Annotated in this window: 25 protein-coding genes and 2 tRNA genes; 20 read left to right on the top strand and 7 right to left on the bottom strand. The window is 53.4% G+C overall.

Features of this window, described 5'->3' with window-relative positions:
- The 5 genes from mlaD (at nt 1) to murA (ending at nt 3,186) form a co-directional block, all read left to right on the top strand.
- Nucleotides 1-549, top strand: a complete 549-nt coding sequence (gene mlaD, locus L383_RS08210) for an outer membrane lipid asymmetry maintenance protein MlaD (RefSeq protein ID WP_014885388.1) — start codon at nt 1-3, stop codon at nt 547-549.
- 17 nt (nt 550-566) lie between these two features.
- Entirely contained in the window at nt 567-1,202 is a 636-nt protein-coding gene (gene mlaC, locus L383_RS08215; protein ID WP_014885387.1) for a phospholipid-binding protein MlaC, read from the top strand.
- Nucleotides 1,202-1,495: a lipid asymmetry maintenance protein MlaB gene (gene mlaB / locus L383_RS08220; RefSeq protein ID WP_014885386.1), complete on the top strand. Its 294-nt coding sequence runs from the start codon at nt 1,202-1,204 to the stop codon at nt 1,493-1,495. The genes mlaC and mlaB overlap by 1 nt, the downstream gene beginning before the upstream one ends.
- 126 nt (nt 1,496-1,621) lie before the next feature.
- Nucleotides 1,622-1,876, top strand: a complete 255-nt coding sequence (gene ibaG, locus L383_RS08225; protein ID WP_008501458.1) for a BolA family iron metabolism protein IbaG — start codon at nt 1,622-1,624, stop codon at nt 1,874-1,876.
- A gap of 50 nt (nt 1,877-1,926) precedes the next feature.
- Nucleotides 1,927-3,186 (top strand): UDP-N-acetylglucosamine 1-carboxyvinyltransferase, encoded by a 1,260-nt coding sequence (murA, locus tag L383_RS08230; RefSeq protein ID WP_023331399.1) that lies wholly within the window; start codon nt 1,927-1,929, stop codon nt 3,184-3,186.
- A gap of 61 nt (nt 3,187-3,247) precedes the next feature.
- Here the strand turns inward: murA and sfsB are convergent, their stop codons facing one another.
- Nucleotides 3,248-3,535, bottom strand: coding sequence for a DNA-binding transcriptional regulator SfsB (gene sfsB / locus L383_RS08235; RefSeq protein WP_014885384.1), 288 nt, complete (start codon nt 3,533-3,535; stop codon nt 3,248-3,250).
- A 229-nt stretch (nt 3,536-3,764) separates the two neighbouring features.
- Complete coding sequence (ispB, locus tag L383_RS08240; protein WP_032629753.1) at nt 3,765-4,736, bottom strand: octaprenyl diphosphate synthase; 972 nt, start codon at nt 4,734-4,736, stop codon at nt 3,765-3,767.
- Between the two features lie 257 nt (nt 4,737-4,993).
- On the opposite strand from ispB, the gene rplU reads away from it, so the two are divergent.
- From rplU to cgtA, 4 genes are all read left to right on the top strand, one after another.
- Nucleotides 4,994-5,305: a 50S ribosomal protein L21 gene (gene rplU, locus L383_RS08245; protein ID WP_003025032.1), complete on the top strand. Its 312-nt coding sequence runs from the start codon at nt 4,994-4,996 to the stop codon at nt 5,303-5,305.
- A 19-nt stretch (nt 5,306-5,324) separates the two neighbouring features.
- Complete coding sequence (gene rpmA, locus L383_RS08250) at nt 5,325-5,582, top strand: 50S ribosomal protein L27 (protein WP_004385076.1); 258 nt, start codon at nt 5,325-5,327, stop codon at nt 5,580-5,582.
- Between the two features lie 95 nt (nt 5,583-5,677).
- Nucleotides 5,678-6,652 (top strand): DMT family transporter, encoded by a 975-nt coding sequence (locus tag L383_RS08255; protein WP_014885382.1) that lies wholly within the window; start codon nt 5,678-5,680, stop codon nt 6,650-6,652.
- Entirely contained in the window at nt 6,649-7,821 is a 1,173-nt protein-coding gene (gene cgtA, locus L383_RS08260; RefSeq protein WP_014885381.1) for an Obg family GTPase CgtA, read from the top strand. The genes L383_RS08255 and cgtA overlap by 4 nt, the downstream gene beginning before the upstream one ends.
- A 34-nt stretch (nt 7,822-7,855) precedes the next feature.
- On the opposite strand, the gene pmrB is transcribed toward cgtA, so the two are convergent.
- From pmrB to dacB, 3 genes are read right to left on the bottom strand one after another with little or no spacing between them, the layout of a single operon-like run.
- Nucleotides 7,856-8,899 (bottom strand): two-component system sensor histidine kinase PmrB, encoded by a 1,044-nt coding sequence (pmrB, locus tag L383_RS08265; RefSeq protein ID WP_023331397.1) that lies wholly within the window; start codon nt 8,897-8,899, stop codon nt 7,856-7,858.
- Nucleotides 8,896-9,558 carry a two-component system response regulator PmrA gene (pmrA, locus tag L383_RS08270; RefSeq protein ID WP_023331396.1) on the bottom strand — a complete coding sequence of 221 codons (663 nt, stop codon included), beginning with the start codon at nt 9,556-9,558 and terminating at the stop codon, nt 8,896-8,898. The genes pmrB and pmrA overlap by 4 nt, the downstream gene beginning before the upstream one ends.
- A 2-nt stretch (nt 9,559-9,560) precedes the next feature.
- Nucleotides 9,561-10,994, bottom strand: coding sequence for a serine-type D-Ala-D-Ala carboxypeptidase (gene dacB / locus L383_RS08275; RefSeq protein WP_014885378.1), 1,434 nt, complete (start codon nt 10,992-10,994; stop codon nt 9,561-9,563).
- Between the two features lie 228 nt (nt 10,995-11,222).
- Between dacB and greA the strand changes: the two genes are divergently transcribed.
- The gene (gene greA, locus L383_RS08280) at nt 11,223-11,699 is read left to right on the top strand and encodes a transcription elongation factor GreA (protein ID WP_014171793.1); all 477 of its coding nucleotides are present in this window, start codon (nt 11,223-11,225) and stop codon (nt 11,697-11,699) included.
- A gap of 151 nt (nt 11,700-11,850) precedes the next feature.
- On the opposite strand, the gene yhbY is transcribed toward greA, so the two are convergent.
- Nucleotides 11,851-12,144, bottom strand: coding sequence for a ribosome assembly RNA-binding protein YhbY (gene yhbY / locus L383_RS08285; RefSeq protein WP_003861814.1), 294 nt, complete (start codon nt 12,142-12,144; stop codon nt 11,851-11,853).
- 127 nt (nt 12,145-12,271) lie between these two features.
- Between yhbY and rlmE the strand changes: the two genes are divergently transcribed.
- The 6 genes from rlmE (at nt 12,272) to L383_RS08315 (ending at nt 17,864) form a co-directional block, all read left to right on the top strand.
- Nucleotides 12,272-12,898 (top strand): 23S rRNA (uridine(2552)-2'-O)-methyltransferase RlmE, encoded by a 627-nt coding sequence (gene rlmE, locus L383_RS08290; RefSeq protein WP_003861812.1) that lies wholly within the window; start codon nt 12,272-12,274, stop codon nt 12,896-12,898.
- A gap of 102 nt (nt 12,899-13,000) precedes the next feature.
- Nucleotides 13,001-14,935 (top strand): ATP-dependent zinc metalloprotease FtsH, encoded by a 1,935-nt coding sequence (gene ftsH, locus L383_RS08295; RefSeq protein WP_013098921.1) that lies wholly within the window; start codon nt 13,001-13,003, stop codon nt 14,933-14,935.
- A 98-nt stretch (nt 14,936-15,033) separates the two neighbouring features.
- On the top strand, nt 15,034-15,882 hold the full coding sequence (gene folP / locus L383_RS08300; protein ID WP_014885377.1) for a dihydropteroate synthase: 849 nt from the start codon (nt 15,034-15,036) through the stop codon (nt 15,880-15,882).
- A complete protein-coding gene (glmM, locus tag L383_RS08305) occupies nt 15,875-17,212 on the top strand; it encodes a phosphoglucosamine mutase (RefSeq protein ID WP_014885376.1) in 1,338 nt (445 codons plus the stop codon). The genes folP and glmM overlap by 8 nt, the downstream gene beginning before the upstream one ends.
- 223 nt (nt 17,213-17,435) lie before the next feature.
- Nucleotides 17,436-17,768 carry a preprotein translocase subunit SecG gene (gene secG / locus L383_RS08310; RefSeq protein ID WP_003861803.1) on the top strand — a complete coding sequence of 111 codons (333 nt, stop codon included), beginning with the start codon at nt 17,436-17,438 and terminating at the stop codon, nt 17,766-17,768.
- A gap of 9 nt (nt 17,769-17,777) precedes the next feature.
- Nucleotides 17,778-17,864 (top strand) — tRNA-Leu (locus L383_RS08315).
- Between the two features lie 178 nt (nt 17,865-18,042).
- On the opposite strand, the gene argG is transcribed toward L383_RS08315, so the two are convergent.
- Complete coding sequence (gene argG, locus L383_RS08320) at nt 18,043-19,389, bottom strand: argininosuccinate synthase (protein ID WP_023331395.1); 1,347 nt, start codon at nt 19,387-19,389, stop codon at nt 18,043-18,045.
- 287 nt (nt 19,390-19,676) lie between these two features.
- Here argG and L383_RS08325 point away from each other — a divergent pair.
- The 4 genes from L383_RS08325 (at nt 19,677) to infB (ending at nt 24,656) form a co-directional block, all read left to right on the top strand.
- A tRNA-Met gene (locus tag L383_RS08325) sits at nt 19,677-19,753 on the top strand.
- 207 nt (nt 19,754-19,960) lie between these two features.
- Nucleotides 19,961-20,413, top strand: a complete 453-nt coding sequence (rimP, locus tag L383_RS08330; protein WP_014833432.1) for a ribosome maturation factor RimP — start codon at nt 19,961-19,963, stop codon at nt 20,411-20,413.
- 28 nt (nt 20,414-20,441) lie between these two features.
- On the top strand, nt 20,442-21,944 hold the full coding sequence (gene nusA, locus L383_RS08335; protein ID WP_023331394.1) for a transcription termination factor NusA: 1,503 nt from the start codon (nt 20,442-20,444) through the stop codon (nt 21,942-21,944).
- Nucleotides 21,945-21,968: 24 nt separating this feature from the next.
- Nucleotides 21,969-24,656, top strand: a complete 2,688-nt coding sequence (gene infB / locus L383_RS08340; RefSeq protein ID WP_014885373.1) for a translation initiation factor IF-2 — start codon at nt 21,969-21,971, stop codon at nt 24,654-24,656.
- The last annotated feature ends 64 nt before the right edge of the window (nt 24,657-24,720 follow it).

The following is a 24,720-nucleotide window of genomic DNA, read 5'->3' as shown; positions in this document are numbered from 1 at the left end:
ATGCAAACGAGAAAAAATGAAATTTGGGTCGGCGTGTTTCTGCTGCTGGCGCTGCTGGCCGCACTGTTTATCTGTCTGCGAGCGGCGGATATCACCTCAGTGCGCACCGAGCCGACATACCGTGTCTATGCCACCTTCGATAATATCGGCGGCCTGAAAGCGCGCTCACCGGTGCGTATTGGTGGCGTTGTTATTGGGCGTGTATCAGACATAACGCTTGATGAGAAAACGTATCTGCCGCGCGTTGCGATGGATATCGAAGAGCGTTACAACCACATTCCGGACACCAGCTCCCTGTCAATCCGTACTTCCGGCCTGCTGGGAGAGCAATACCTGGCGCTCAACGTTGGCTTTGAAGACCCTGAGCTTGGAACGACTATCCTTAAAGACGGTAGCGTTATCCAGGATACGAAGTCCGCGATGGTGCTGGAAGATATGATTGGTCAGTTCCTTTACAACAGTAAAGGGGATGATAAAAAGTCTGACGATGCCCCTGCGCAGAGTGAAGACCATACCAACGCTGCGCCGACCCCAGGTGCGACGAATTAATTCAGGAGAAGTCATTCATGTTTAAACGACTGTTAATGGTTGCCATGCTGGTCATTGCTCCCCTGACTGCGGCTCATGCTGCGGATCAAAGCAACCCGTACAAACTGATGGACGAAGCTGCGAAGAAAACCTTCGACCGTCTCAAAAACGAACAGCCAAAAATTCGCGCGAATCCTGATTATCTGCGTGACGTGGTAGACCAGGAACTGCTGCCCTATGTGCAGATCAAATATGCTGGTGCGCTGGTGCTGGGACGTTATTACAAAGATGCGACGCCTGCGCAGCGTGAAGCCTACTTTGCTGCGTTCCGTGAATACCTGAAACAGGCGTATGGTCAGGCGCTGGCGATGTACCACGGCCAGACCTATCAGATTGCTCCCGAGCAGCCGCTGGGTGATGCCACCATTGTGCCTATCCGCGTGACGATCAACGATCCTAACGGCCGTCCACCGGTGCGCCTGGATTTCCAGTGGCGTAAAAACAGCCAGACCGGGCACTGGCAGGCCTATGACATGATTGCCGAAGGGGTAAGCATGATCACCACCAAACAGAACGAGTGGAGTGACCTGCTGCGCACCAAAGGTATTGATGGCCTGACCGCGCAACTGCAGTCTATTGCGCGTCAGAAAATTACTCTGGACGAGAAAAAGTAATGTCGCAGCAACTCAGCTGGTCGCGTGAAGGTGAGACGTTAAAGCTGTCCGGTGAACTTGATCAGGACCTGCTGAACCCACTGTGGGATAAACGCCACGACGCGATGCAGGGCGTGACGCTCATCGACTTAACCGACGTCACGCGGGTGGATACGGCAGGTGTTGCGCTGCTCGCCCATCTGGTCGCTGTGGGGAAAAAGCAGGGGACAAGCGTCAGGCTTCATGGCGCGAGCGATAATGTCGTTACCCTTGCCCAACTCTACAATTTGCCTCCGGACGTCCTACCTCGTTAATATTTTCAGTGCGTTACTTCCGAAAGCCCTGACAGTTTCATCGTCGGGGCTTTTTGCTTGTTTAAGACGACGCCACTTTGCTCTAAGATGTTGGGCTTGTTTTCACTATCAGATGATTAAGAACCCATGGAAAATCATGAAATCCAGACAGTGCTGATGAATGCACTCTCCCTTCAGGAAGCCCACGTCACTGGCGATGGCAGTCACTTTCAGGTTATTGCTGTGGGTGAGATGTTCGACGGTATGAGCCGTGTGAAGAAACAGCAGGCTGTGTACGCGCCGCTGATGGAATATATTGCGGATAACCGCATCCACGCCCTGTCGATTAAAGCGTTCACCCCGCAAGAGTGGGCACGCGATCGCAAACTAAACGGTTTTTGAGCTGAGGGCGACAGGCCCGCAGCACGGTTGAATTTATAAGAGAGCACACAATGGATAAATTTCGTGTACAGGGGCCAACGCGTCTCCAGGGCGAAGTCACAATTTCTGGCGCGAAAAACGCCGCGCTGCCAATCCTCTTTGCTGCGCTGCTCGCGGAAAAGCCGGTAGAAATTCAGAACGTACCGAAGCTGAAAGATATCGACACCACCATGAAGCTGCTCACCCAGCTGGGCACGAAAGTTGAGCGTAACGGTTCCGTCTGGATCGATGCCAGCAACGTGAACAACTTCTCTGCGCCTTACGATCTGGTGAAAACCATGCGTGCATCCATCTGGGCACTTGGCCCGCTGGTGGCGCGTTTTGGTCAGGGTCAGGTTTCACTGCCGGGCGGTTGCGCCATCGGTGCGCGTCCGGTTGATCTGCATATCTATGGTCTGGAGAAACTGGGCGCTGAGATCAAGCTGGAAGAAGGTTACGTTAAAGCCTCCGTCAACGGTCGTCTGAAAGGCGCGCACATTGTCATGGACAAAGTGAGTGTGGGCGCAACCGTCACCATCATGTCTGCGGCAACGCTGGCAGACGGCACGACCATCATCGAAAACGCCGCGCGTGAACCTGAGATTGTGGATACTGCCAACTTCCTCGTGGCGCTGGGGGCGAAGATCTCCGGCCAGGGTACTGACCGTATCACCATCGAAGGCGTTGAGCGTCTGGGCGGCGGTGTGTATCGCGTTCTGCCCGACCGTATCGAAACTGGCACCTTCCTGGTGGCCGCAGCGATCTCTGGCGGTAAGATTGTTTGTCGCAACGCGCAGCCTGATACCCTGGATGCGGTGCTGGCGAAACTGCGTGATGCAGGCGCGGATATCGAAATCGGCGAAGACTGGATCAGCCTCGATATGCACGGTCAGCGTCCAAAAGCGGTCAATGTACGTACGGCGCCGCATCCGGCGTTCCCAACGGACATGCAGGCTCAGTTCACCCTGTTGAACCTGGTTGCCGAAGGGACAGGCTTCATCACAGAGACCATTTTCGAGAACCGCTTTATGCACGTACCGGAACTGATCCGTATGGGTGCGCATGCTGAGATCGAGAGCAATACCGTGATTTGCCACGGCGTGGAGAAACTGTCAGGTGCTCAGGTGATGGCAACCGATCTGCGTGCTTCTGCAAGCCTGGTGCTGGCGGGATGTATTGCGGAAGGTACCACGGTGGTGGATCGTATTTACCACATCGATCGTGGTTATGAGCGTATCGAAGACAAACTGCGCGCGCTGGGTGCCAATATCGAGCGTGTGAAGGGCGAGTAATCGTTCCGGCAGCCCCCTGCCAGAGATGACCGGGGGGTTGCTGTTCCTGCTAAAAAGCGCGTTATTCCTGTGGTTCTTTCTTTAACTTTCTCTGGCGCATCATGCGCGTTCTGTCGATGAATTCATGGGTAATGGGATCGTGGTAGCGCGAGGGCCAGATCACCCACGGGTGCGTTTCCAGCGCCGTCGCGATAATTAATTCTCCCTTTGGCCAGGGGCGGGTCAGGGCGTTGGCCAGGGTGGAAGAACTCAGACCATGGCGGCGGGACTCTGCTGCCAGTGACGTCCCTCTTTTGCGCAGTGCCGCAATGATATCTGCCGTATGCCAGTCGATAAATTTCGTATCCATAACGCTGTCCTTAAGTGCGGATTCACCTACGCCGTTTCTTCTGAAACGACTGGCTTACTATATCCATTTCAAACTCTTGTTCTAAAAAGTTCGCGTTACTTGAACGGATATTCAGAATAAGACATGCCTTTATTCATGCGGTCTCTAAACCGATGAATTTACATGAATACGGAATTTACTGGGGTGTTTTAGAACCTCCCCGCGATGGAAACGGGGAGGCGTGAAAGGATTAACGATCGCGTTGAACAGCGATGTGGGCAAGGCCAATAAGGGCATCACGCCACGGGCTGTCTGGAATAACCTGAAGGGCAGCGATGGCTTTATCAGCCTCTTCTTCGGCACGCTGACGCGTCCATTCCAGTGAACCGCAGATCGCCATAGTTTCCAGTACCGGTTCCAGAAGATGGCGACCATTTCCCTGTTCGATCGCCTCACGGATCATTTTCGCCTGATCTGCAGTTCCGTTGCGCATCGCATGGAGCAGCGGCAGGGTCGGTTTGCCTTCGTTCAGGTCATCGCCCACGTTTTTGCCGAGCGTTTCGCCGTCCGCACTGTAGTCCAGCAAATCATCAATTAGCTGGAAGGCTGTCCCCAGATAGCGACCATAGTCCTGGAGCCCTTTTTCCTGAGCCTCAGAACAGCCAGCCAGAATGCCGGAGCACTGCGCGGCCGCTTCAAACAGGCGTGCTGTTTTGCTGTAGATGACGCGCATGTAGTTTTCTTCAGTGATATCCGGATCGTTGACGTTCATCAGCTGCAGCACTTCGCCTTCAGCGATGACGTTTACGGCTTCTGACATCACTTCCAGCACTTTCAGCGAGCCCAGGCTGGTCATCATCTGGAAGGCGCGGGTATAGATAAAATCCCCGACCAGAACGCTGGCGGCATTACCGAAGGCGGCATTGGCCGTGGCCTTACCGCGACGCATATCGGATTCATCCACAACATCGTCATGCAGAAGCGTCGCTGTGTGAATAAATTCGATCAGTGCGGCGATCGTGACGTGGGCATTTCCCTGATAGCCAACGGCTCTGGCAGCCAGAATGGCAATCATCGGGCGAATGCGTTTACCGCCGCCGCTGACAATGTAATAGCCCAACTGATTGATCAACTGAACGTCAGAGTTGAGTTGCTCCAGGATTGCTGCATTCACACCCGCCATATCTTGCGCGGTTAACTCATTGATTTTTTCTAAATTCATCGCAAAAGCCGGGCTTTTCATCCTGTTGATCCCATCTTCAATGGGGTAACGAAGGGTTTCGGTTTATCAATAGTAGTGCTGATTGTACTGAAAAAACGGCTCAGATAAACGTTACCGTACGTGTTGTGTTTTTTTTCTTCATGTATTGATGGTAGCACTTGTCAAAGGCTCGCGTTTTGCGTAATATTCGCGCCCTATTGTGAATATTTATAGCGCACTCTGAATCATACGAGGATGTGCGCGGAAGCGGAGTTTATATGTACGCGGTTTTCCAAAGTGGTGGTAAACAACACCGAGTAAGCGAAGGTCAGACCGTTCGCCTGGAAAAGCTGGACATCGCAACTGGCGAATCTGTTGAGTTCGCAGAAGTTCTGATGATCGCAAACGGTGAAGAAGTCAAAATCGGCGTTCCTTTCGTTGATGGCGGCGTTATCAAAGCTGAAGTTGTTGCTCACGGTCGTGGCGAGAAAGTTAAAATCGTTAAGTTTCGTCGTCGTAAACACTACCGTAAGCAGCAGGGCCACCGTCAGTGGTTCACTGATGTGAAAATTACTGGCATCAGCGCCTAAGACCTGAGGAGAGATTTAAATGGCACATAAAAAGGCTGGCGGCTCCACACGTAACGGTCGCGATTCAGAAGCTAAACGCCTGGGCGTTAAGCGTTTCGGTGGCGAATCCGTTCTGGCGGGTAGCATCATTGTTCGTCAACGTGGTACCAAATTCCACGCTGGCAACAACGTAGGTTGCGGTCGTGACCACACTCTGTTTGCTAAAGCAGACGGTAAAGTGAAATTTGAAGTTAAAGGCCCGAACAACCGTAAATACATCAGCATCGTTGCTGAGTAAGGTTTTCTCGGTCCGGTAACGGATTAAAGCCCCGCAACGTGTTGCGGGGCTTTTTACATTGGAAACCCGGAAAATTTTCTGTAGGGAAAACGGGCATGAAGCAGCAGGCCGGCATTGGTATTCTTTTGGCGCTCACGACCGCAATGTGCTGGGGTGCGCTGCCAATTGCAATGAAGCAAGTACTGGAAGTGATGGAGCCGCCTACGGTGGTCTTTTATCGCTTTCTGATGGCAAGCATCGGCCTCGGCGCCATTCTGGCTATCAAAGGTAAGCTTCCGCCTTTACGACTTTTCCGCAAACCGCGCTGGCTGGTGCTGCTGGCTATCGCGACGGGCGGTCTGTTTGGTAACTTCATCCTGTTCAGCTCTTCTCTGCAGTATCTTAGCCCTACAGCGTCACAGGTGATTGGTCAGCTTTCACCTGTGGGCATGATGGTCGCCAGCGTGTTTATCCTCAAGGAAAAGATGCGTGGGACGCAGATTATCGGGGCGAGCATGTTGCTGTGTGGTCTGGTGATGTTCTTTAACACCAGCCTGATCGAAATTTTTACCCGCCTGACGGATTACACCTGGGGTGTGATTTTTGGTGTGGGAGCAGCTACGGTCTGGGTAAGCTATGGCGTCGCGCAAAAGGTGTTATTGCGGCGCCTGGCCTCACAGCAGATCCTTTTTTTGCTGTACACTTTATGTACAGTTGCATTATTGCCGTTAGCAAAGCCGGGTGTCATTACCCAACTGAGCGACTGGCAGCTGGCGTGCCTCATTTTTTGTGGGCTTAACACGCTGGTTGGTTATGGCGCGCTTGCTGAAGCAATGGCGCGCTGGCAGGCAGCACAGGTTAGCGCATTGATCACGCTGACTCCGCTGTTTACCCTGTTATTTTCAGATTTGTTATCAATGGCCTGGCCCGATGTCTTCGTCAGACCGATGCTCAACCTGTTGGGCTATCTCGGTGCGTTTGTCGTGGTTGCGGGCGCGATGTATTCCGCCATTGGTCATCGTCTTTGGGGACGTTGGCGCAAAAATGAAGCGGTCCCCGCTCAGGCGAATGAGTTACGGAGAGTAAAATGAAGTTTGTTGATGAAGCAACGATCCTGGTTGTGGCTGGTGATGGCGGCAACGGTTGCGTGAGCTTCCGCCGTGAAAAATATATTCCTCGAGGTGGCCCGGATGGCGGCGACGGCGGGGATGGTGGTGATGTGTGGCTGGAGGCGGATGAGAACCTCAACACGCTGATCGACTACCGTTTCGAAAAATCCTTCCGCGCTGAACGAGGTCAGAACGGTCAGAGCCGCGACTGTACCGGTAAACGCGGTAAAGACGTGACCATTAAAGTGCCGGTTGGTACGCGCGTGATTGACCAGGGCACCGGTGAAACCATGGGTGACATGACCAAACACGGTCAGCGCCTGATGGTTGCAAAAGGCGGCTGGCACGGTCTGGGCAACAGCCGCTTCAAATCATCCGTTAACCGTACTCCGCGTCAGAAGACGATGGGGACGCCGGGCGATAAGCGCGATCTGCAGCTGGAGCTGATGCTCCTGGCAGACGTGGGCATGCTGGGTATGCCAAATGCCGGTAAATCGACCTTTATTCGCGCGGTTTCTGCGGCGAAACCAAAAGTGGCGGACTATCCGTTTACCACGCTGGTACCGAGCCTGGGTGTTGTCCGTATGGATAACGAGAAGAGCTTCGTTGTTGCTGACATCCCGGGTCTGATCGAAGGTGCAGCGGAAGGTGCCGGTCTCGGCATTCGCTTCCTGAAACACCTTGAGCGTTGCCGCGTACTGCTGCACCTCATTGATATCGATCCTATTGATGGTTCCGATCCGGTTGAAAATGCCCGGATCATCATCGGTGAGCTGGAAAAATACAGCGAAAAACTGGCGTCTAAACCGCGCTGGCTGGTCTTCAACAAGATCGACCTGATGGATAAAGCGGAAGCGGAAGCGAAAGCTAAAGCGATTGCTGAAGCGATGGGCTGGGAAGATAAATACTACCTGATCTCCGCGGCAAGCCAGGTTGGCGTGAAAGACCTCTGCTGGGATGTGATGACCTTTATCATCGAAAACCCGGTTGTTCAGGCTGAAGAAGCGAAACAGCCAGAAAAAGTCGAATTCATGTGGGATGACTACCACCGTCAGCAGCTCGAAGAGCTGGAAGCGGAAGAGGAAGACGACTGGGACGATGACTGGGATGAAGACGACGAAGAAGGTGTCGAGTTCATCTACAAGCACTGATATCTGTCTAAAGCCCCCATTCCGGGGGCTTTTTTTATTCCAGCGTTGAGGGGAGCCAGCAGCTTGCTATCAGGCCGCCTTCAGCACCGTTCTCCAACGCTAGCTTACCGCGGTGGAGTTGCAGGATACGCTGTACGATACTCAGGCCCAGGCCGCTACCGCCGTAGCGCTGATCAAGCCGACGGAACGGCTCGGTGATCGACTGTCGATGTGCTTCATCGATGCCGGGCCCCTGATCGCTCACGCTGACCAGCGTACCTCCCGCAACCTCGGTTAGTGCCACGGTGATTGTTGTGCCTGGTGGACTATAACGTCCGGCATTTTCCAGCAGGTTACGCAGCATCAGTCGCAAAAGCACCGCGTCACCCTGCACCGTAAGGGTGCTTTTGGCCGGCCATATCACCGTATGTTCTTTGGCTTCATGCTCAAGACCAAGGGGCGTGATGATCGTGTCCGTCCAGTTGATGGTCTCATAGTGACCGCTCGCCATCGCCTGTCCGGCACGGGCCAGCATCAGCAGTTGTTCAACGGTATGCATGAGCTGATCGATACGGCTGATTAACGTTGTCGCCTGCGGAGAGCCTGACTGCGCCATTAACTCCAGATGAAGCCGGATCCCGGCCAGTGGCGTTCGCAGTTCGTGGGCGGCGTCTGCGGTGAAGAGACGCTCCTGCTGAATGGTACTGTCCAGCCTGGCGAGTAGCTGGTTGAGAGAGGTGGTAACGGCGCCTATTTCTTCCATGTCGGAATACATAGGCAGCGGCGTTAAGTTATCCGCCGAACGGTTAGCGAGGCTGTCGCGGAGTTTATTCAGAGGCCGGGTTATCCAGGTGACCGCCCAGAATGAAAACAGCAGAGTGAAACTGACCATCACCAGGGAAGGGACCAGAAGAGATGCAATCGCCTCGCGGATCTCTTTTTCGACATGGTTATTGCGGGCTTTTGCAGACAGCGTTTCATTCACCAGAAAGCCAATCTGCTCACGACTTTCATGCCACAACCAAATCACGCTTATCAGCTGGAAAAATAACAGAATGACCGCCAGCAACACCATTAATCGCCGACGCATGCTGTTCATTTCTGGCTCTCCAGACGATAGCCAACGCCGCGGACGGTTTTTATCCTGTCTTTGCCAAGCTTGCGACGCAGGTTATGGATGTGGACTTCCAGGGTGTTAGAGCCGGGATCGTCCTGCCAGGAGTAAATGTCCTGTTGCAGCGTTTCACGGTGCACCGTTTGCCCGCTGCGCATAATCAGGCGGGTCAGGAGGGCGAACTCTTTTGGGGTCACTTCAACGGGCTGGGACTGACGCAGTACCTGCTGGGTTTGCAGATTGAGCGTGATGTCGCCGTCCGTCAGCAGATTATCGCTGTGCCCCTGATAGCGCCGGATAAGCGCCCGCACGCGTGCCTGAAGTTCTGCGAGCGCAAAGGGCTTCACCAGATAGTCATCTGCGCCAGCATCAAGACCGGTAATACGATCTTCAATCGCATCGCGTGCCGTCAGGATCAACACCGGGTTAGTGATGCCGCGCCGACGCCATTGGGTGAGCAGCGTCGCGCCGTCTTTGTCCGGCAAACCCAAATCGAGGATCACCAGACTGTACTCGCCGCTCTGGATCAGGGAATCCGCCTCTGCCGCGGTACCGGCACAATCCAGAGCATACCCTTCGTTGGCAAGCCCCAGCGCGAGTCCTTCCTGTAATAACAGATCATCTTCAACTATGAGTAGTTTCATCGCTAGTTATTCTGATAAATGTCTTTATAAAGCCTGCTTTCGAAGCGAACCAGCGGAATACGACGGTTGCGCTGATCGGTCGGTTCGACGGCATAGCCGGAAAGATACTGTACGAAGGCCATGCGTTGTCCGCTGGCGGTCGTGATGAACCCTGCAAGATTGTAAACGCCCTGCAGTGAACCTGTTTTAGCGGATACTTTGCCATCTACGCCGGCCGCGTGAAGCCCGGCGCGATACTGCAGAGAACCGTCATGCCCGGCAAGCGGCAGCATTGAAATAAAGTTTAGCTCAGAGTCATGTTGTGCAATGTACTGAAGCACTTGCATCATGGTTGCCGGTGCGATCAAATTATGACGCGATAATCCGGAACCATCGACAGCAATGGTATTACCCAGATCGATTCCCGCCTGTTGGCGCAGGATCTGGCGCACAGCGTCTGAGCCCGCGCGCCAGGTTCCCGGCACGCCAAAACGCGCGTGGCCGATCATGCGGAACACCGTATCAGCAATCATGTTGTCAGACTTTTTCAGCATAATTCGCAGCAAATCGTGCAGCGGAGGCGACTGTTTGCTGGCGATGACCGTTCCGGGCTGGTTGACCTGCGTCTGGCGGAGCAGCGTACCGGAGTAGCTAATGCCTGCCTGCTTCAGTTCATCCTTCAGAATGGCGCCCGCGTAGCTCGCGCCATCTTGTATCGCAAAGGCCAGCGGCAGGGGATCGGCGCGCTGGGTCAGACAGCCGGTGAGCGTGAAACGGTTAAGATCGCCAGGCACCACGTCCAGTTCGCAATACTGGGCATCCGGGGAGCCTTTGGCCAGCGTACGCACCTGGCTAAACATGGTCACCGGGTAGTAGGATGCCACGCGGATAAACGCTAAATCATCCGGTTTGGGCGCGCTGTAAAGGGAAATTGAAAAGCAGTTGCGGTCAACAATCGCGGCGGCGGGTGGGGCGCTAAAACATTGCGTCATGTCGTTCCACGGCCAGCCTGGCGCTTTATCATGGCTGGCAAAAATCGAGGTGTCGATCAGCACGTTACCCTCGATTTTCGTCACACCGGATTTTTTCAGCACCGCCACCATATTGCGGATATCCTGGCGCTTAAAGGTCGGATCGCCGCCAAAACGGGCGATAAGATCGCCTTTCAGCACACCGCCTTCAATGTTGCCTTTGCTCTCAAGCGTGGTGGTAAAACGAAAGTCAGGGCCGAGCTGAAGCAGCGCGGCGAGGGCCGTGATCACCTTTTGGGTACTGGCAGGCAGCGCCATCTGTTGACTGTGATAGTCAATCTCTGGCGTCTGCGCCCCGACCTTCTGCACCATCAATGCAAGGTTAGCACCTGCGGGTAGCTGATTAATGTACTCATCAACATTCGCGGCCTGAACGCTGAACGCTATACTGGTAGTCAATCCGATGATAAATCTGGAAAATCGCATAATCTCGCGCTAACAACCCGAAAACAAACCGTCATACTACGGTGCATAGCACTGCAAAGTAAACGATGACCCATAGTGAACTTCGCGGTAAAATGCGTATCAAATTGAAAAATTGCTGCTGACCTGGGGCGTTGCTCCCGGGTCGGTTTTCTTTTTGCTTCTTGCCCGCTTAGGGGGGCAGGGGCAGGGAACACTGCTCCCAACAGGAATGTTTAAGAGGTATAACAAATGCAAGCTATTCCGATGACCTTACGTGGTGCCGAAAAACTGCGCGAAGAGCTGGATTTCCTGAAATCCGTTCGTCGCCCTGAAATTATCGCCGCTATCGCGGATGCGCGTGAGCATGGCGACCTGAAGGAGAACGCTGAATACCACGCGGCGCGTGAGCAGCAGGGCTTCTGTGAAGGACGTATCAAAGATATCGAAGCAAAACTGTCCAATGCGCAGGTTATCGATATCACCAAGATGCCTAACAATGGGCGTGTGATCTTTGGTTCAACCGTGACCGTGCTGAACCTGGACAACGACGAAGAGCAGACCTATCGCATCGTGGGTGATGATGAAGCAGACTTCAAACAGAACCTGATTTCCGTGAACTCTCCGATTGCTCGCGGCCTGATTGGCAAAGAGCAGGATGATGTTGTTACCATTCGCACGCCTGGCGGTGAAGTGGAATACGAAATTATCAAGGTTGAATACCTGTAATTCGCATCTCTGGTAAGATGTTGATACATTGTAAAGAAAAGAAAAAGGCCGCATAGCGGCCTTTTATCAACTCAAGGAGCATGGCATTTTGCTCGCCTGCTGACAGAAATCCCTCGTTTCACACAGAAAATGTGTTTGATTCAGGATATCCTTAGCGTGGCAGCGAGATTTTACGCTCTTTAGATGGGCGGTAGAGCACCAGCGTTTTACCGATGACCTGTACATTACAGGCGCCGGTTTCGCGCACGATGGCTTCCACGATCAGGTTTTTAGTGTCTCTGTCTTCAGAGGCGATTTTCACCTTGATCAGCTCGTGGTGTTCCAGCGCTTGTTCAATCTCGGCAAGCACCCCTTCGGTCAAACCATTGTTGCCAAGCATCACTACAGGCTTGAGCGGATGTGCCAGACCTTTAAGGTGCTGTTTTTGTTTAGTACTCAGATTCATCGTATATTTTTGCTTACGTTGGGATTGAAAACGGTTCATTCTACCGCCATCTCCCTTATATCGCCAAATAGCTGCGTAGAAATTTACGTCACAGGCAAGTAACGATGAACCAGGACGGAAATGTTAAATGACAGGTAAAAAGCGTTCTGCCAGCTCCAGCCGCTGGCTTCAGGAACACTTTAGCGATAAATATGTTCAACAGGCGCAGAAAAAGGGGTTGCGTTCCCGTGCCTGGTTTAAACTTGATGAAATACAGCAAAGTGACAAACTTTTTAAGCCGGGGATGACGGTTGTTGACCTCGGTGCGGCACCTGGCGGATGGTCCCAGTATGCGGTAACGCAGATCGGCGGAACGGGCCGAATCATCGCGTGCGATCTTTTACCAATGGATCCTATCGTCGGTGTCGACTTCCTTCAGGGCGACTTTCGTGATGAATTAGTGCTTAAAGCGTTACTTGATCGTGTAGGTGACAGTAAGGTCCAGGTTGTCATGTCAGATATGGCACCAAATATGTGTGGAACACCGGCGGTGGATATCCCCCGCGCCATGTATCTGGTGGAGCTAGCGTTAGAAATGTGTCGTGATGTACTAGCGCCTGGTGGTAGTTTTGTTGTGAAGGTGTTTCAGGGCGAAGGTTTCGAGGAGTATCTTAAGGAAATTCGCTCCCTGTTTGCGAAGGTCAAAGTTCGTAAGCCGGACTCTTCCCGGGCCCGTTCCCGCGAAGTGTATATTGTAGCGACCGGGCGAAAATGATAACCGGTAGATTTCAGGCGAAAGTTTGAATGAAACTGGATATAGAGTATCCTGACGCTGTTTTTAACACAGTTGTAATATGAGGTTAATCCCTTGAGTGACATGGCGAAAAACCTAATACTCTGGCTGGTCATTGCCGTTGTGCTGATGTCAGTATTCCAGAGCTTTGGGCCCAGCGAGTCGAATGGCCGCAAGGTGGATTATTCTACCTTCCTGCAGGAGGTCAATCAGGACCAGGTTCGCGAAGCGCGTATCAACGGACGTGAGATCAACGTTACCAAGAAAGATAGTAACCGTTACACGACTTACATCCCGGTGAACGATCCTAAGCTGCTTGATAACCTTCTGACCAAAAACGTCAAAGTGGTAGGCGAGCCGCCAGAAGAACCAAGCCTGTTGGCTTCAATCTTCATTTCCTGGTTCCCGATGCTGCTTCTCATCGGCGTCTGGATCTTCTTTATGCGCCAGATGCAGGGCGGCGGTGGCAAAGGTGCCATGTCGTTCGGTAAGAGCAAGGCGCGTATGCTGACGGAAGACCAGATCAAGACTACGTTCGCTGACGTTGCTGGTTGTGACGAAGCGAAAGAAGAAGTCGGTGAACTGGTTGAATACCTGCGCGAGCCGAGCCGTTTCCAGAAACTGGGCGGTAAGATCCCGAAAGGCGTGCTGATGGTCGGCCCTCCGGGTACCGGTAAAACCCTGCTGGCGAAAGCTATCGCAGGTGAAGCGAAGGTACCGTTCTTTACTATTTCAGGTTCTGACTTCGTCGAAATGTTCGTGGGTGTCGGTGCATCTCGTGTGCGTGACATGTTCGAGCAGGCTAAGAAGGCAGCACCGTGTATTATCTTCATCGATGAAATCGACGCCGTAGGCCGCCAGCGTGGCGCGGGCCTGGGCGGTGGTCACGATGAACGTGAACAGACCCTGAACCAGATGCTGGTTGAGATGGACGGCTTCGAAGGTAACGAAGGTATTATCGTTATCGCCGCAACTAACCGTCCGGACGTACTTGACCCGGCGCTGCTGCGTCCAGGCCGTTTCGACCGTCAGGTTGTGGTCGGTCTGCCAGATGTTCGTGGTCGTGAACAGATTCTGAAAGTGCACATGCGTCGCGTACCGCTGGCGCCAGATATCGACGCGGCAATTATTGCGCGCGGTACCCCGGGCTTCTCCGGTGCGGATCTGGCTAACCTGGTCAACGAAGCTGCTCTGTTCGCCGCTCGCGGTAACAAGCGCGTGGTGTCCATGGTGGAGTTCGAGAAAGCGAAAGACAAAATCATGATGGGTGCGGAACGTCGCTCCATGGTGATGACGGAAGCGCAGAAAGAGTCCACGGCATATCACGAAGCCGGTCACGCGATTATCGGCCGCCTGGTACCGGAGCACGATCCGGTACACAAAGTGACGATTATTCCGCGCGGTCGTGCGCTGGGTGTGACTTTCTTCCTGCCTGAAGGCGACGCGATCAGCGCCAGCCGTCAGAAACTGGAAAGCCAGATTTCAACCCTGTACGGTGGTCGTCTGGCGGAAGAGATCATCTACGGGCCGGAACATGTTTCTACCGGTGCGTCGAACGACATTAAAGTGGCGACAAACCTGGCACGTAACATGGTCACTCAGTGGGGCTTCTCCGACAAACTCGGTCCGCTGCTTTATGCAGAGGAAGAGGGTGAAGTATTCCTGGGCCGCTCCGTGGCAAAAGCGAAACATATGTCCGATGAGACGGCTCGTATCATCGACCAGGAAGTGAAAGCGCTGATTGAACGTAACTACGGTCGCGCGCGTCAGATCCTGAACGACAATATGGACATCCTGCATTCGATGAAAGATGCGCTCATGAAATATGAGACCATCGATGCACCGCAGATTGACGACCTGATGGCTCGCCGCGAAGTGCGTCCGCCAGCAGGCTGGGAAGACCCAGGTGCTTCCAACAATTCTGACAACAATGGCACCCCGCGTGCGCCGCGTCCGGTCGATGAACCGCGTACGCCGAACCCGGGCAACACCATGTCAGAACAGTTGGGCGACAAGTAAGTCACTGCTGTTGAAGCGTTTGTCTGTATCTCAAACCCTGGAGCTTGCTCCGGGGTTTTTCTTTTTCATTTAACCATATTGATACCAGGGATTTAGCCATGAAACTCTTCGCCCAGGACTCGCATCTCGATCTCTCACATCCTCATGTGATGGGTATCCTGAATGTTACCCCTGACTCCTTCTCTGACGGCGGCACGCACAACACGCTTATCGACGCGGTTAAGCACGCGAATTTAATGATCAACGCGGGTGCTACCATCATTGATGTCGGCGGTGAATCGACGCGCCCAGGGGCAGCGGATGTGTCGGTGGAAGAAGAGCTGGCGCGCGTGGTGCCGGTCGTTGAGGCAATCGCACAACGTTTTGAGGTATGGATCTCCGTCGATACTTCCAAACCAGAAGTGATTCGTGAAGTGGCGAGAGTGGGTGCTCACATTATTAATGATATCCGCTCGCTGACTGAACCCGGTGCAATCGAAGCCGCTGCTGAGACAGGGTTGCCTGTGTGCCTGATGCACATGCAGGGGCAGCCGAAAACCATGCAGGAGGCGCCGAAGTATGACGATGTCTTTGCTGATGTGAATCGCTTCTTTATTGAGCATATTGAACGCTGTGAGCGTGCAGGCATCCCAAAAGAGAAATTGCTGCTCGACCCGGGGTTCGGTTTCGGTAAAAATCTCTCCCACAACTATGCACTGCTTGCGCGCTTATCGGAATTCCATCACTTCGGCCTGCCGCTGCTGGTGGGGATGTCGAGAAAATCGATGATTGGCCAATTGCTTAACGTAGGGCCGAGCGAGCGCCTGAGTGGTAGTCTGGCCTGCGCGGTCATTGCGGCGATGCAAGGCGCGCATATTATTCGTGTCCATGACGTCAAAGAAACAGTAGAAGCCATGCGCGTGGTGGAAGCCACACTGGCAGCGAAGGAAAACAAACGCTATGAGTAATCGTAAATATTTTGGGACCGATGGTATCCGTGGGCGTGTCGGCGATGCGCCTATCACGCCTGATTTTGTCCTTAAGCTTGGCTGGGCTGCTGGCAAGGTACTCGCACGTCATGGTTCCCGTAAGATCATTATTGGTAAAGATACCCGTATTTCAGGTTATATGCTGGAATCGGCGCTGGAAGCCGGACTGGCAGCCGCGGGGCTGTCAGCTTCCTTTACTGGCCCAATGCCAACGCCGGCTGTTGCGTATCTGACCCGTACCTTCCGCGCGGAAGCGGGAATTGTGATTTCGGCCTCCCATAACCCGTTCTATGACAACGGCATCAAGTTCTTCTCCATTGATGGCACCAAGCTGCCGGATGAAGTGGAAGAAGCCATTGAAGCCGAAATGGAAAAAGAGATCACCTGCGTGGACTCCGCAGAGCTGGGTAAAGCAAACCGTATCGTCGATGCCGCGGGTCGCTATATTGAATTTTGCAAAGGCACCTTCCCGAACGAACTGAGCCTTGCCCACCTTAAAATTGTGGTGGACTGCGCCAACGGTGCGACCTACCACATTGCGCCAAACGTATTCCGCGAGCTGGGCGCCAAAGTGATCACCATTGGCTGCGAGCCGGATGGTCTGAACATTAACGAGCAGGTTGGCGCGACGGACGTGCGTGCCCTGCAGGCGCGCGTGCTGGCAGAGAAGGCCGACCTGGGTATTGCGCTGGATGGCGACGGCGATCGCGTGATCATGGTCGACCACGAAGGCAACAAGGTTGATGGCGATCAGATCCTCTACATCATCGCCCGCGAAGGGCTGCGTCAGGGTCAACTGCGCGGTGGTGCCGTCGGCACGCTGATGAGCAACATGGGTCTGGAGCTGGCGCTGAAACAGCTGGGTATCCCGTTTGTTCGCGCGAAAGTGGGTGACCGTTACGTGCTGGAGAAGCTTCAGGAGAAAGGCTGGCGCATTGGCGCAGAAAACTCAGGCCACGTGATCCTGCTCGACAAAACCACCACCGGTGACGGCATCGTGGCTGCGCTTCAGGTCGTCGCAGCAATGGCCCGTAACCATATGAGCCTGCACGATCTCTGCAGCGGCATGAAAATGTTCCCGCAGATCCTGGTGAACGTGCGTTTCACGGCAGGTAAAGGCGATCCGCTGGAAAATGACAATGTGAAAGCGGTAATGGCTGACGTTGAAGCGGCGCTGGGAAGCCGTGGCCGCGTGCTGCTGCGTAAGTCCGGAACTGAACCACTGATTCGCGTTATGGTGGAAGGTGAGGATGAAGCGCAGGTGACTGAATTTGCCCACCGTATTGCTGATGCCGTTAAAGCTGCATAAACTTGCACGCTAACTGTTTAAAAAGGCGACTTTTGTCGCCTTTGTTTTAAGCAATTAATGGCTTTTTGCTGTTTTTTTCCGCAGTTGATACAATGGCTCAAAAATGCCCTTGCGAAGGCCATTCGCTTTGGTTAGTATTCACACCCGCTTCAGTGGGAAACAAAAATCCTGCTAATTGGTCGAAGCATTGGTATGCGGCAAATCCGCAAGGAACAGGTTGATTATGTACGAAGCTCTTTTAGTTATTTTCCTTATTGTAGCCATCGCTCTCGTAGCGCTGATTATGCTGCAGCAAGGTAAAGGCGCTGATATGGGAGCCTCCTTCGGAGCAGGCGCTTCCGGTACGCTGTTCGGTTCAAGTGGTTCTGCGAACTTCATGACCCGTACGACAGCGATTCTGGCTACGCTGTTCTTCATCATCAGTCTGGTGCTGGGCAATATCAACAGCAACAAGACCAGTAAAGGAAGCGAGTGGGAAAACCTGAGCGCGCCAGCGAAAACTGAGCAGACTCAGCCAGCTGCACCGGCGAAGCCAACCAGCGATATCCCGCAGTAAGTATTCCGTACCGAGGTGGTGGAATTGGTAGACACGCTACCTTGAGGTGGTAGTGCCCTAACGGGCTTGTGGGTTCGAGTCCCATCCTCGGTACCAATATTCCAGAAGAAAGACGTCGAATGACGTCTTTTTTTTCGTCTGTACTTTTTGTTTTCGTAGGCCCGGTAAGCGCAGCGCCACCGGGCAAAATGGCGGGTGGCGCTGCGCTTACCCGCCCTACAAAAGGGCATAAAAAAGGCACCCTAAGAGTGCCTTCTGCATTTCTGAATAGCGATTACTTCTTATCGCTGTGCTCCAGGTTTTCCACCTGCGGCAGGCCGTTACCGGAGCTTGCGGAGAGCAGACCATTCTCAACATAATTGAACAGCTTTTCACGGGTATCGGTGATGTCCAGGTTACGCATGGTCAGCTGACCAATACGGTCATCTGGCGAGAACACCGACTCACCTTTCTCCATGGTCAGACGCTCTGCTTTATAGGTCAGGTTGTCAGACATGGTGTTCAGGATGGAGTAGTCGTTACCGCGACGCAGTTCCAGAGTGACCTCACCGGTAATGGCACTCGCCACCCAGCGCTGCAGCGCATCACGCAGCATCAGCGCCTGCGGATCGAACCAGCGACCCTGATACAGCAGTTTACCCAGCTGACGACCATGAGAGTGATACTGCTCAATGGTGTCTTCGTTGTGGATCCCGGTCAGCAGACGCTCATAAGCGATATGCAGCAGCGCCATCCCCGGGGCTTCATAAATGCCACGGCTTTTCGCTTCGATAATACGGTTCTCAATCTGGTCGCTCATGCCCAGACCGTGACGGCCGCCAATGCGGTTTGCTTCCAGCATCAACTCTACGTCGTCAGAGAACGTTTTGCCGTTCAGGGCAACCGGATGACCACGTTCGAAACGCACGGTCACCTCTTCTGCCGCGATCTTCACGTTCTCATCCCAGAACTTCACGCCCATGATTGGGTTAACGATCTTCACGCTGGAGTTCAGGAATTCCAGGTCTTTCGCTTCGTGCGTTGCACCCAGCATGTTGGAGTCGGTAGAGTAGGCTTTCTCGACGGACATCTTGTAGTCAAAGCCGCAGGCAATCATAAACTCGGACATTTCATGACGGCCACCCAGCTCGTCGATGAAGTCGGTATCCAGCCAGGGTTTGTAGATCTGCAGCTCGGCGTTGGTCAGCAGGCCATAACGATAGAAACGTTCGATATCGTTACCTTTATAGGTGCTGCCGTCACCCCAGATGTTCACGCCATCTTCTTTCATCGCGGCAACCAGCATCGTGCCGGTAACGGCGCGACCCAGTGGAGTGGTGTTGAAATAGGTCAGACCGCCGGTGGTGTTATGGAACGCACCACACTGAATAGCCGCAATACCTTCTGCGACGAGTTGCTTACGGCAGTCAATCAGGCGCGCGTTTTCTGCGCCATACTCTTTCGCGCGACGAGGAATAGCATCGTAGTCGTCCTCATCCGGCTGACCCAGGTTCGCAGTATATGCATACGGAACCGCTCCCTTCTGGCGCATCCACAGCAGTGCAGCGCTGGTATCCAGGCCGCCTGAGAAAGCGATGCCAATACGTTGTCCTACCGGAAGATGCTTGAGAATCGTCGTCATAGAATAAAACCCTGCTTGATTGACTGATTAGAGACCGCTTTCGCTCTCTTGTGCATTTTTATGCAAAATAAGTGAGTATTCATTTAATCATCTTTTATCGAATACCGGAAGAGACTCGTGCGTTTTTTGTAAAAAATTTGGTCTGTTTCGTCTGATGGAAGTTGGGTTGACAGGTGGGGTCAACTATCAATATACTAAACGCCGATTTTACGTCCCGTCTTCGGTACCAAATCCCAGCATTATTTGCAAATTCTGTCCAAAACGCGTAGAATTTGCCACGTTTCAGGCGCGGGGTGGAGCAGCCTGGTAGCTCGTCGGGCTCATAACCCGAAGGTCGTCGGTTCAAATCCGGCCCCCGCAACCACTTTCCCATAAAGTTCTTTTTCAAATATACTGTGAAGACTCAGAGCCTTCGTAGCTGGATTTGAAAAAATTCTTTCGGAGAGTGCTCCAGGCCACAGTTGTGGCTATAGGGTTCAGTTATCTAAAGCCCCGATTTATCGGGGTTTTTTGTTATCTGACTAAAGAATAACTGGGCTTTACGCCCTTTTTTTATGTCTTGGGGGTGGGCTTGTCCACATTAGAGCAAAAATTAACAGAGATGATTACTGCACCGGTCGAAGCACTGGGCTACGAACTGGTCGGCATCGAATTCGTTCGCGGCCGTACATCGACGCTGCGCATCTATATTGATAGTGAAGATGGCATCAATGTTGATGATTGTGCTGATGTCAGCCACCAGGTGAGTGCGGTTCTTGATGTTGAAGACCCAATTACCGTTGCGTACAACCTGGAAGTTTCCTCACCTGGCCTCGATCGTCCGATGTTCACGGCCGAGCACTATGTGCGCTTTACCGGTGAAGAAGTGGCTCTCGTTCTGCGTATGGCCGTACAGAACCGCCGTAAATGGCAGGGAATTATCAAAGCCGTTGATGGTGAAATGATCACGGTGACAGTCGAAGGCAAAGATGAAGTGTTCGCGCTGAGTAATATCCAGAAGGCGAACCTGGTTCCCCACTTTTAACAGTCTGGATTGAGGTGAAAAGCCCGCGATGAACAAAGAAATTTTGGCTGTTGTTGAAGCCGTCTCCAACGAGAAATCACTGCCGCGTGAGAAGATTTTCGAAGCGCTGGAAAGTGCACTGGCTACAGCAACCAAGAAAAAATACGAACAAGAGATCGATGTTCGCGTAGAAATCGATCGTAAAAGCGGTGACTTCGATACATTCCGTCGTTGGGTAATTGTTGAAGAAGTGACCCAGCCGACCAAAGAGATCACGCTGGAAGCGGCACGTTTTGAAGACGAAAGTCTGAACGTGGGTGACTACGTTGAAGATCAGATTGAATCTGTCACCTTTGACCGTATCACTACCCAGACCGCGAAACAGGTTATCGTGCAGAAAGTGCGCGAAGCCGAGCGCGCACTGGTGGTTGACCAGTTCCGCGATCAGGAAGGCGAAATCATTACCGGCGTGGTGAAGAAAGTAAACCGCGACAACATCTCTCTGGAGATCAAATCCGAAGGGATGCCGGGTAACGCTGAAGCGGTGATCCTGCGTGAAGACATGCTGCCGCGTGAAAACTTCCGCCCGGGCGACCGTATCCGTGGTGTGCTGTACGCCGTGCGTCCTGAAGCGCGTGGTGCTCAACTGTTCGTGACCCGTTCTAAACCGGAAATGCTGGTTGAACTGTTCCGTATCGAAGTACCGGAAATCGGTGAAGAAGTCATCGAAATCAAAGCGGCGGCTCGCGATCCGGGCTCCCGTGCGAAAATTGCGGTGAAAACGAACGACAAGCGTATCGACCCGGTCGGTGCTTGCGTTGGTATGCGTGGTGCGCGTGTTCAGGCGGTGTCTACCGAGCTGGGTGGCGAACGTATTGATATCGTTCTGTGGGATGACAACCCGGCGCAATTCGTGATCAACGCAATGGCTCCGGCAGATGTGGCGTCTATCGTTGTTGACGAAGACAAACACACCATGGATATCGCTGTTGAAGCGGGCAACCTGGCGCAGGCGATTGGCCGTAACGGTCAGAACGTACGTCTGGCGTCACAGCTGAGCGGCTGGGAACTCAACGTAATGACCGTTGACGACCTGCAGGCCAAGCATCAGGCTGAAGCCCATGCGGCGATCGATACCTTCACCAAATACCTCGACATTGACGAAGATTTCGCCACTGTTCTGGTTGAGGAAGGTTTCTCTACGCTGGAAGAACTGGCCTATGTGCCAATGAAAGAGCTGCTGGAAATTGACGGTCTGGATGAACCAACCGTTGAAGCCCTGGGTGAACGCGCTAAAAACGCACTGACCACCCTGGCACTGGCTCAGGCAGAAAGCCTTGGCGATAAGAAGCCGGCTGATGACCTGCTGAATCTGGAAGGTCTTGATCGTGCGATTGCGTTCAAGCTGGCTGCCCGTGGTGTTTGTACGCTGGAAGATCTCGCTGAGCAAGGCGTTGATGACCTGGCTGATATCGAAGGTTTAACCGACGAGAAAGCCGGCGAACTCATCATGGCCGCACGTAATATTTGCTGGTTCGGCGACGAAGCGTAATAAACTGTAGCAGGAAGGAACAGCATGACTGATGTAACTGTAAAATCGCTGGCTGCTGAGATTCAGACCTCCGTGGACCGCCTGGTACAGCAATTTGCTGATGCAGGGATCCCGAAGTCCGCTGATGACTCGGTGACCGCGCAAGAAAAACAAACCTTGTTAACGCACCTGAACCGTGAGCACGGTTCTACGCCTGACAAGTTAACGCTGCAGCGCAAAACGCGCAGCACGTTGAATATTCCTGGTACCGGTGGCAAAAGTAAATCGGTACAAATTGAAGTCCGCAAGACGCGCACCTTTGTAAAACGTGATCCGCAAGAGGCAGAACGCCTTGCCGCGGAAGAGCAGGCACAGCGTGAAGCGGAAGAACAAGCTCAGCGTGAGGCGGAAGCTGCCGCCAAACGCGAGGCAGAATTAAAAGCTGAACGTGAGGCCGCAGAAAAAGCGAAACGCGACGCCAGTGATAAAGTGAAGCGTGACGCTGCGGAAAAAGACAAAGTGAGCAATCAACAGACAGACGAAATGACCAAAACTGCCCAGGCTGAAAAAGCCCGTCGTGAAAATGAAGCTGCCGAACTGAAGCGTAAAGCCGAAGAAGAAGCACGCCGCAAGCTCGAAGAAGAAGCTCGCCGCGTCGCTGAAGAAGCACGCCGTATGGCAGAAGAAAACGAGAAGAACGGTGTGAATACCGTTGAACCGACTGAAGACACCAGCGACTATCACGTCACCACTTCTCAGCACGCACGTCAGGCTGAAGATGACAACGACCGTGAAGTAGAAGGCGGCCGTGGCCGTGGTCGTAATGCAAAAGCTGCGCGTCCTGCGAAGAAAGGTAACAAGCACGCTGAATCCAAAGCCGATCGTGAAGAAGCACGCGCTGCTGTTCGCGGTGGTAAAGGTGGCAAGCGTAAGGGTTCCGCTCTGCAGCAGAGCTTCCAGAAGCCCGCTCAGGCTGTTAACCGTGACGTCGTGATCGGCGAAACCATCACCGTTGGCGAACTGGCGAACAAGATGGCGGTTAAAGGCTCTCAGGTCATCAAAGCGATGATGAAGCTGGGTGCAATGGCGACCATCAACCAGGTTATCGACCAGGAAACCGCGCAGCTGGTTGCCGAAGAGATGGGCCACAAAGTTATCCTGCGTCGTGAAAACGAGCTGGAAGAAGCCGTAATGAGCGACCGTGATACTGGCGCTGCGGCTGAACCGCGTGCACCGGTTGTGACCATTATGGGTCACGTTGACCACGGTAAAACCTCTCTGCTTGACTACATTCGTTCTACGAAAGTTGCCTCTGGCGAAGCGGGTGGTATTACCCAGCACATCGGTGCTTACCACGTAGAAACCGACAACGGTATGATTACCTTCCTGGATACCCCAGGCCACGCAGCGTTTACGTCTATGCGTGCTCGTGGTGCTCAGGCAACGGATATCGTTGTGCTGGTTGTTGCTGCAGACGACGGCGTAATGCCGCAAACCATCGAAGCTATCCAGCACGCGAAAGCGGCGCAGGTGCCTCTGGTTGTTGCAGTCAACAAAATCGATAAGCCAGAAGCCGATCTGGACCGTGTTAAAAACGAACTGTCTCAGTATGGCGTTATGCCGGAAGAGTGGGGCGGTGAAGCACAGTTCATCCCAGTATCTGCTAAAGCGGGTACCGGTATTGACGACCTTCTGAACGCTATCCTGCTGCAGGCTGAAGTTCTGGAGCTGAAAGCCGTGCGTAAAGGTATGGCGAGCGGTGCGGTGATCGAATCCTTCCTGGATAAAGGTCGTGGCCCGGTTGCAACCGTTCTGGTTCGTGAAGGTACCCTGCTTAAGGGCGATATCGTTCTGTGTGGCTTCGAATACGGTCGTGTTCGTGCGATGCGTAACGAACTGGGTCAGGAAGTGCTGGAAGCGGGTCCGTCCATTCCAGTTGAAATCCTCGGTCTGTCCGGTGTGCCGGCTGCCGGTGACGAAGTGACCGTCGTGCGTGACGAGAAGAAAGCGCGTGAAGTGGCACTGTATCGTCAGGGCAAATTCCGTGAAGTTAAACTGGCTCGTCAGCAGAAATCTAAACTCGAGAACATGTTTGCCAACATGACCGAGGGTGAAGTTCACGAAGTGAACGTTGTGCTGAAAGCTGACGTTCAGGGTTCTGTGGAAGCGATCTCCGACTCCTTGCTGAAACTGTCTACCGACGAAGTGAAAGTGAAGATCATCGGTTCTGGCGTAGGTGGTATCACCGAAACCGACGCGACCCTGGCTGCTGCGTCCAACGCCATCCTGGTAGGCTTCAACGTGCGTGCTGATGCTTCTGCTCGCCGCGTGATCGAAGCGGAAAGCCTGGATCTGCGCTACTACTCCGTCATCTATAACCTGATCGACGAAGTGAAAGCGGCGATGAGCGGCATGCTGTCTCCTGAGCTGAAACAGCAGATCATCGGTCTGGCTGAAGTGCGTGACGTGTTCAAATCACCGAAATTCGGTGCGATCGCGGGCTGTATGGTTACCGAAGGTACCATCAAGCGTCACAACCCAATCCGCGTACTGCGTGACAACGTGGTTATCTACGAAGGTGAGCTGGAATCTCTGCGCCGCTTCAAAGATGACGTTAACGAAGTCCGTAACGGCATGGAATGTGGTATCGGTGTGAAGAACTACAACGACGTACGCGTTGGCGATATGATCGAAGTGTTCGAAATCATCGAGATCCAACGCAGCATCGATTAATTGAGATCGTAGGCCGGGTTAGCGAAGCGCCATCCGGCAATTATTTCAAAAGGGGCTTAAGCCC

This window comes from Enterobacter sp. MGH 37, from assembly GCF_000534515.1.
In the GTDB taxonomy this organism is placed as follows: domain Bacteria; phylum Pseudomonadota; class Gammaproteobacteria; order Enterobacterales; family Enterobacteriaceae; genus Enterobacter; species Enterobacter kobei.
This window is presented reverse-complemented; position numbering and strand designations above follow the sequence as displayed.

Excerpts from the sequence above, each read along its gene's own strand:
- mlaD (WP_014885388.1), top strand. The coding sequence starts at position 1 with ATGCAAACGAGAAAAAATGAAATTTGGGTCGGCGTGTTTCTGCTGCTG.
- mlaC (WP_014885387.1), top strand. The coding sequence starts at position 567 with ATGTTTAAACGACTGTTAATGGTTGCCATGCTGGTCATTGCTCCCCTG.
- mlaB (WP_014885386.1), top strand. The coding sequence starts at position 1,202 with ATGTCGCAGCAACTCAGCTGGTCGCGTGAAGGTGAGACGTTAAAGCTG.
- ibaG (WP_008501458.1), top strand. The coding sequence starts at position 1,622 with ATGGAAAATCATGAAATCCAGACAGTGCTGATGAATGCACTCTCCCTT.
- murA (WP_023331399.1), top strand. The coding sequence starts at position 1,927 with ATGGATAAATTTCGTGTACAGGGGCCAACGCGTCTCCAGGGCGAAGTC.
- sfsB (WP_014885384.1), bottom strand. The coding sequence starts at position 3,535 with ATGGATACGAAATTTATCGACTGGCATACGGCAGATATCATTGCGGCA.
- ispB (WP_032629753.1), bottom strand. The coding sequence starts at position 4,736 with ATGAATTTAGAAAAAATCAATGAGTTAACCGCGCAAGATATGGCGGGT.
- rplU (WP_003025032.1), top strand. The coding sequence starts at position 4,994 with ATGTACGCGGTTTTCCAAAGTGGTGGTAAACAACACCGAGTAAGCGAA.
- rpmA (WP_004385076.1), top strand. The coding sequence starts at position 5,325 with ATGGCACATAAAAAGGCTGGCGGCTCCACACGTAACGGTCGCGATTCA.
- L383_RS08255 (WP_014885382.1), top strand. The coding sequence starts at position 5,678 with ATGAAGCAGCAGGCCGGCATTGGTATTCTTTTGGCGCTCACGACCGCA.
- cgtA (WP_014885381.1), top strand. The coding sequence starts at position 6,649 with ATGAAGTTTGTTGATGAAGCAACGATCCTGGTTGTGGCTGGTGATGGC.
- pmrB (WP_023331397.1), bottom strand. The coding sequence starts at position 8,899 with ATGAACAGCATGCGTCGGCGATTAATGGTGTTGCTGGCGGTCATTCTG.
- pmrA (WP_023331396.1), bottom strand. The coding sequence starts at position 9,558 with ATGAAACTACTCATAGTTGAAGATGATCTGTTATTACAGGAAGGACTC.
- dacB (WP_014885378.1), bottom strand. The coding sequence starts at position 10,994 with ATGCGATTTTCCAGATTTATCATCGGATTGACTACCAGTATAGCGTTC.
- greA (WP_014171793.1), top strand. The coding sequence starts at position 11,223 with ATGCAAGCTATTCCGATGACCTTACGTGGTGCCGAAAAACTGCGCGAA.
- yhbY (WP_003861814.1), bottom strand. The coding sequence starts at position 12,144 with ATGAATCTGAGTACTAAACAAAAACAGCACCTTAAAGGTCTGGCACAT.
- rlmE (WP_003861812.1), top strand. The coding sequence starts at position 12,272 with ATGACAGGTAAAAAGCGTTCTGCCAGCTCCAGCCGCTGGCTTCAGGAA.
- ftsH (WP_013098921.1), top strand. The coding sequence starts at position 13,001 with ATGGCGAAAAACCTAATACTCTGGCTGGTCATTGCCGTTGTGCTGATG.
- folP (WP_014885377.1), top strand. The coding sequence starts at position 15,034 with ATGAAACTCTTCGCCCAGGACTCGCATCTCGATCTCTCACATCCTCAT.
- glmM (WP_014885376.1), top strand. The coding sequence starts at position 15,875 with ATGAGTAATCGTAAATATTTTGGGACCGATGGTATCCGTGGGCGTGTC.
- secG (WP_003861803.1), top strand. The coding sequence starts at position 17,436 with ATGTACGAAGCTCTTTTAGTTATTTTCCTTATTGTAGCCATCGCTCTC.
- argG (WP_023331395.1), bottom strand. The coding sequence starts at position 19,389 with ATGACGACGATTCTCAAGCATCTTCCGGTAGGACAACGTATTGGCATC.
- nusA (WP_023331394.1), top strand. The coding sequence starts at position 20,442 with ATGAACAAAGAAATTTTGGCTGTTGTTGAAGCCGTCTCCAACGAGAAA.
- infB (WP_014885373.1), top strand. The coding sequence starts at position 21,969 with ATGACTGATGTAACTGTAAAATCGCTGGCTGCTGAGATTCAGACCTCC.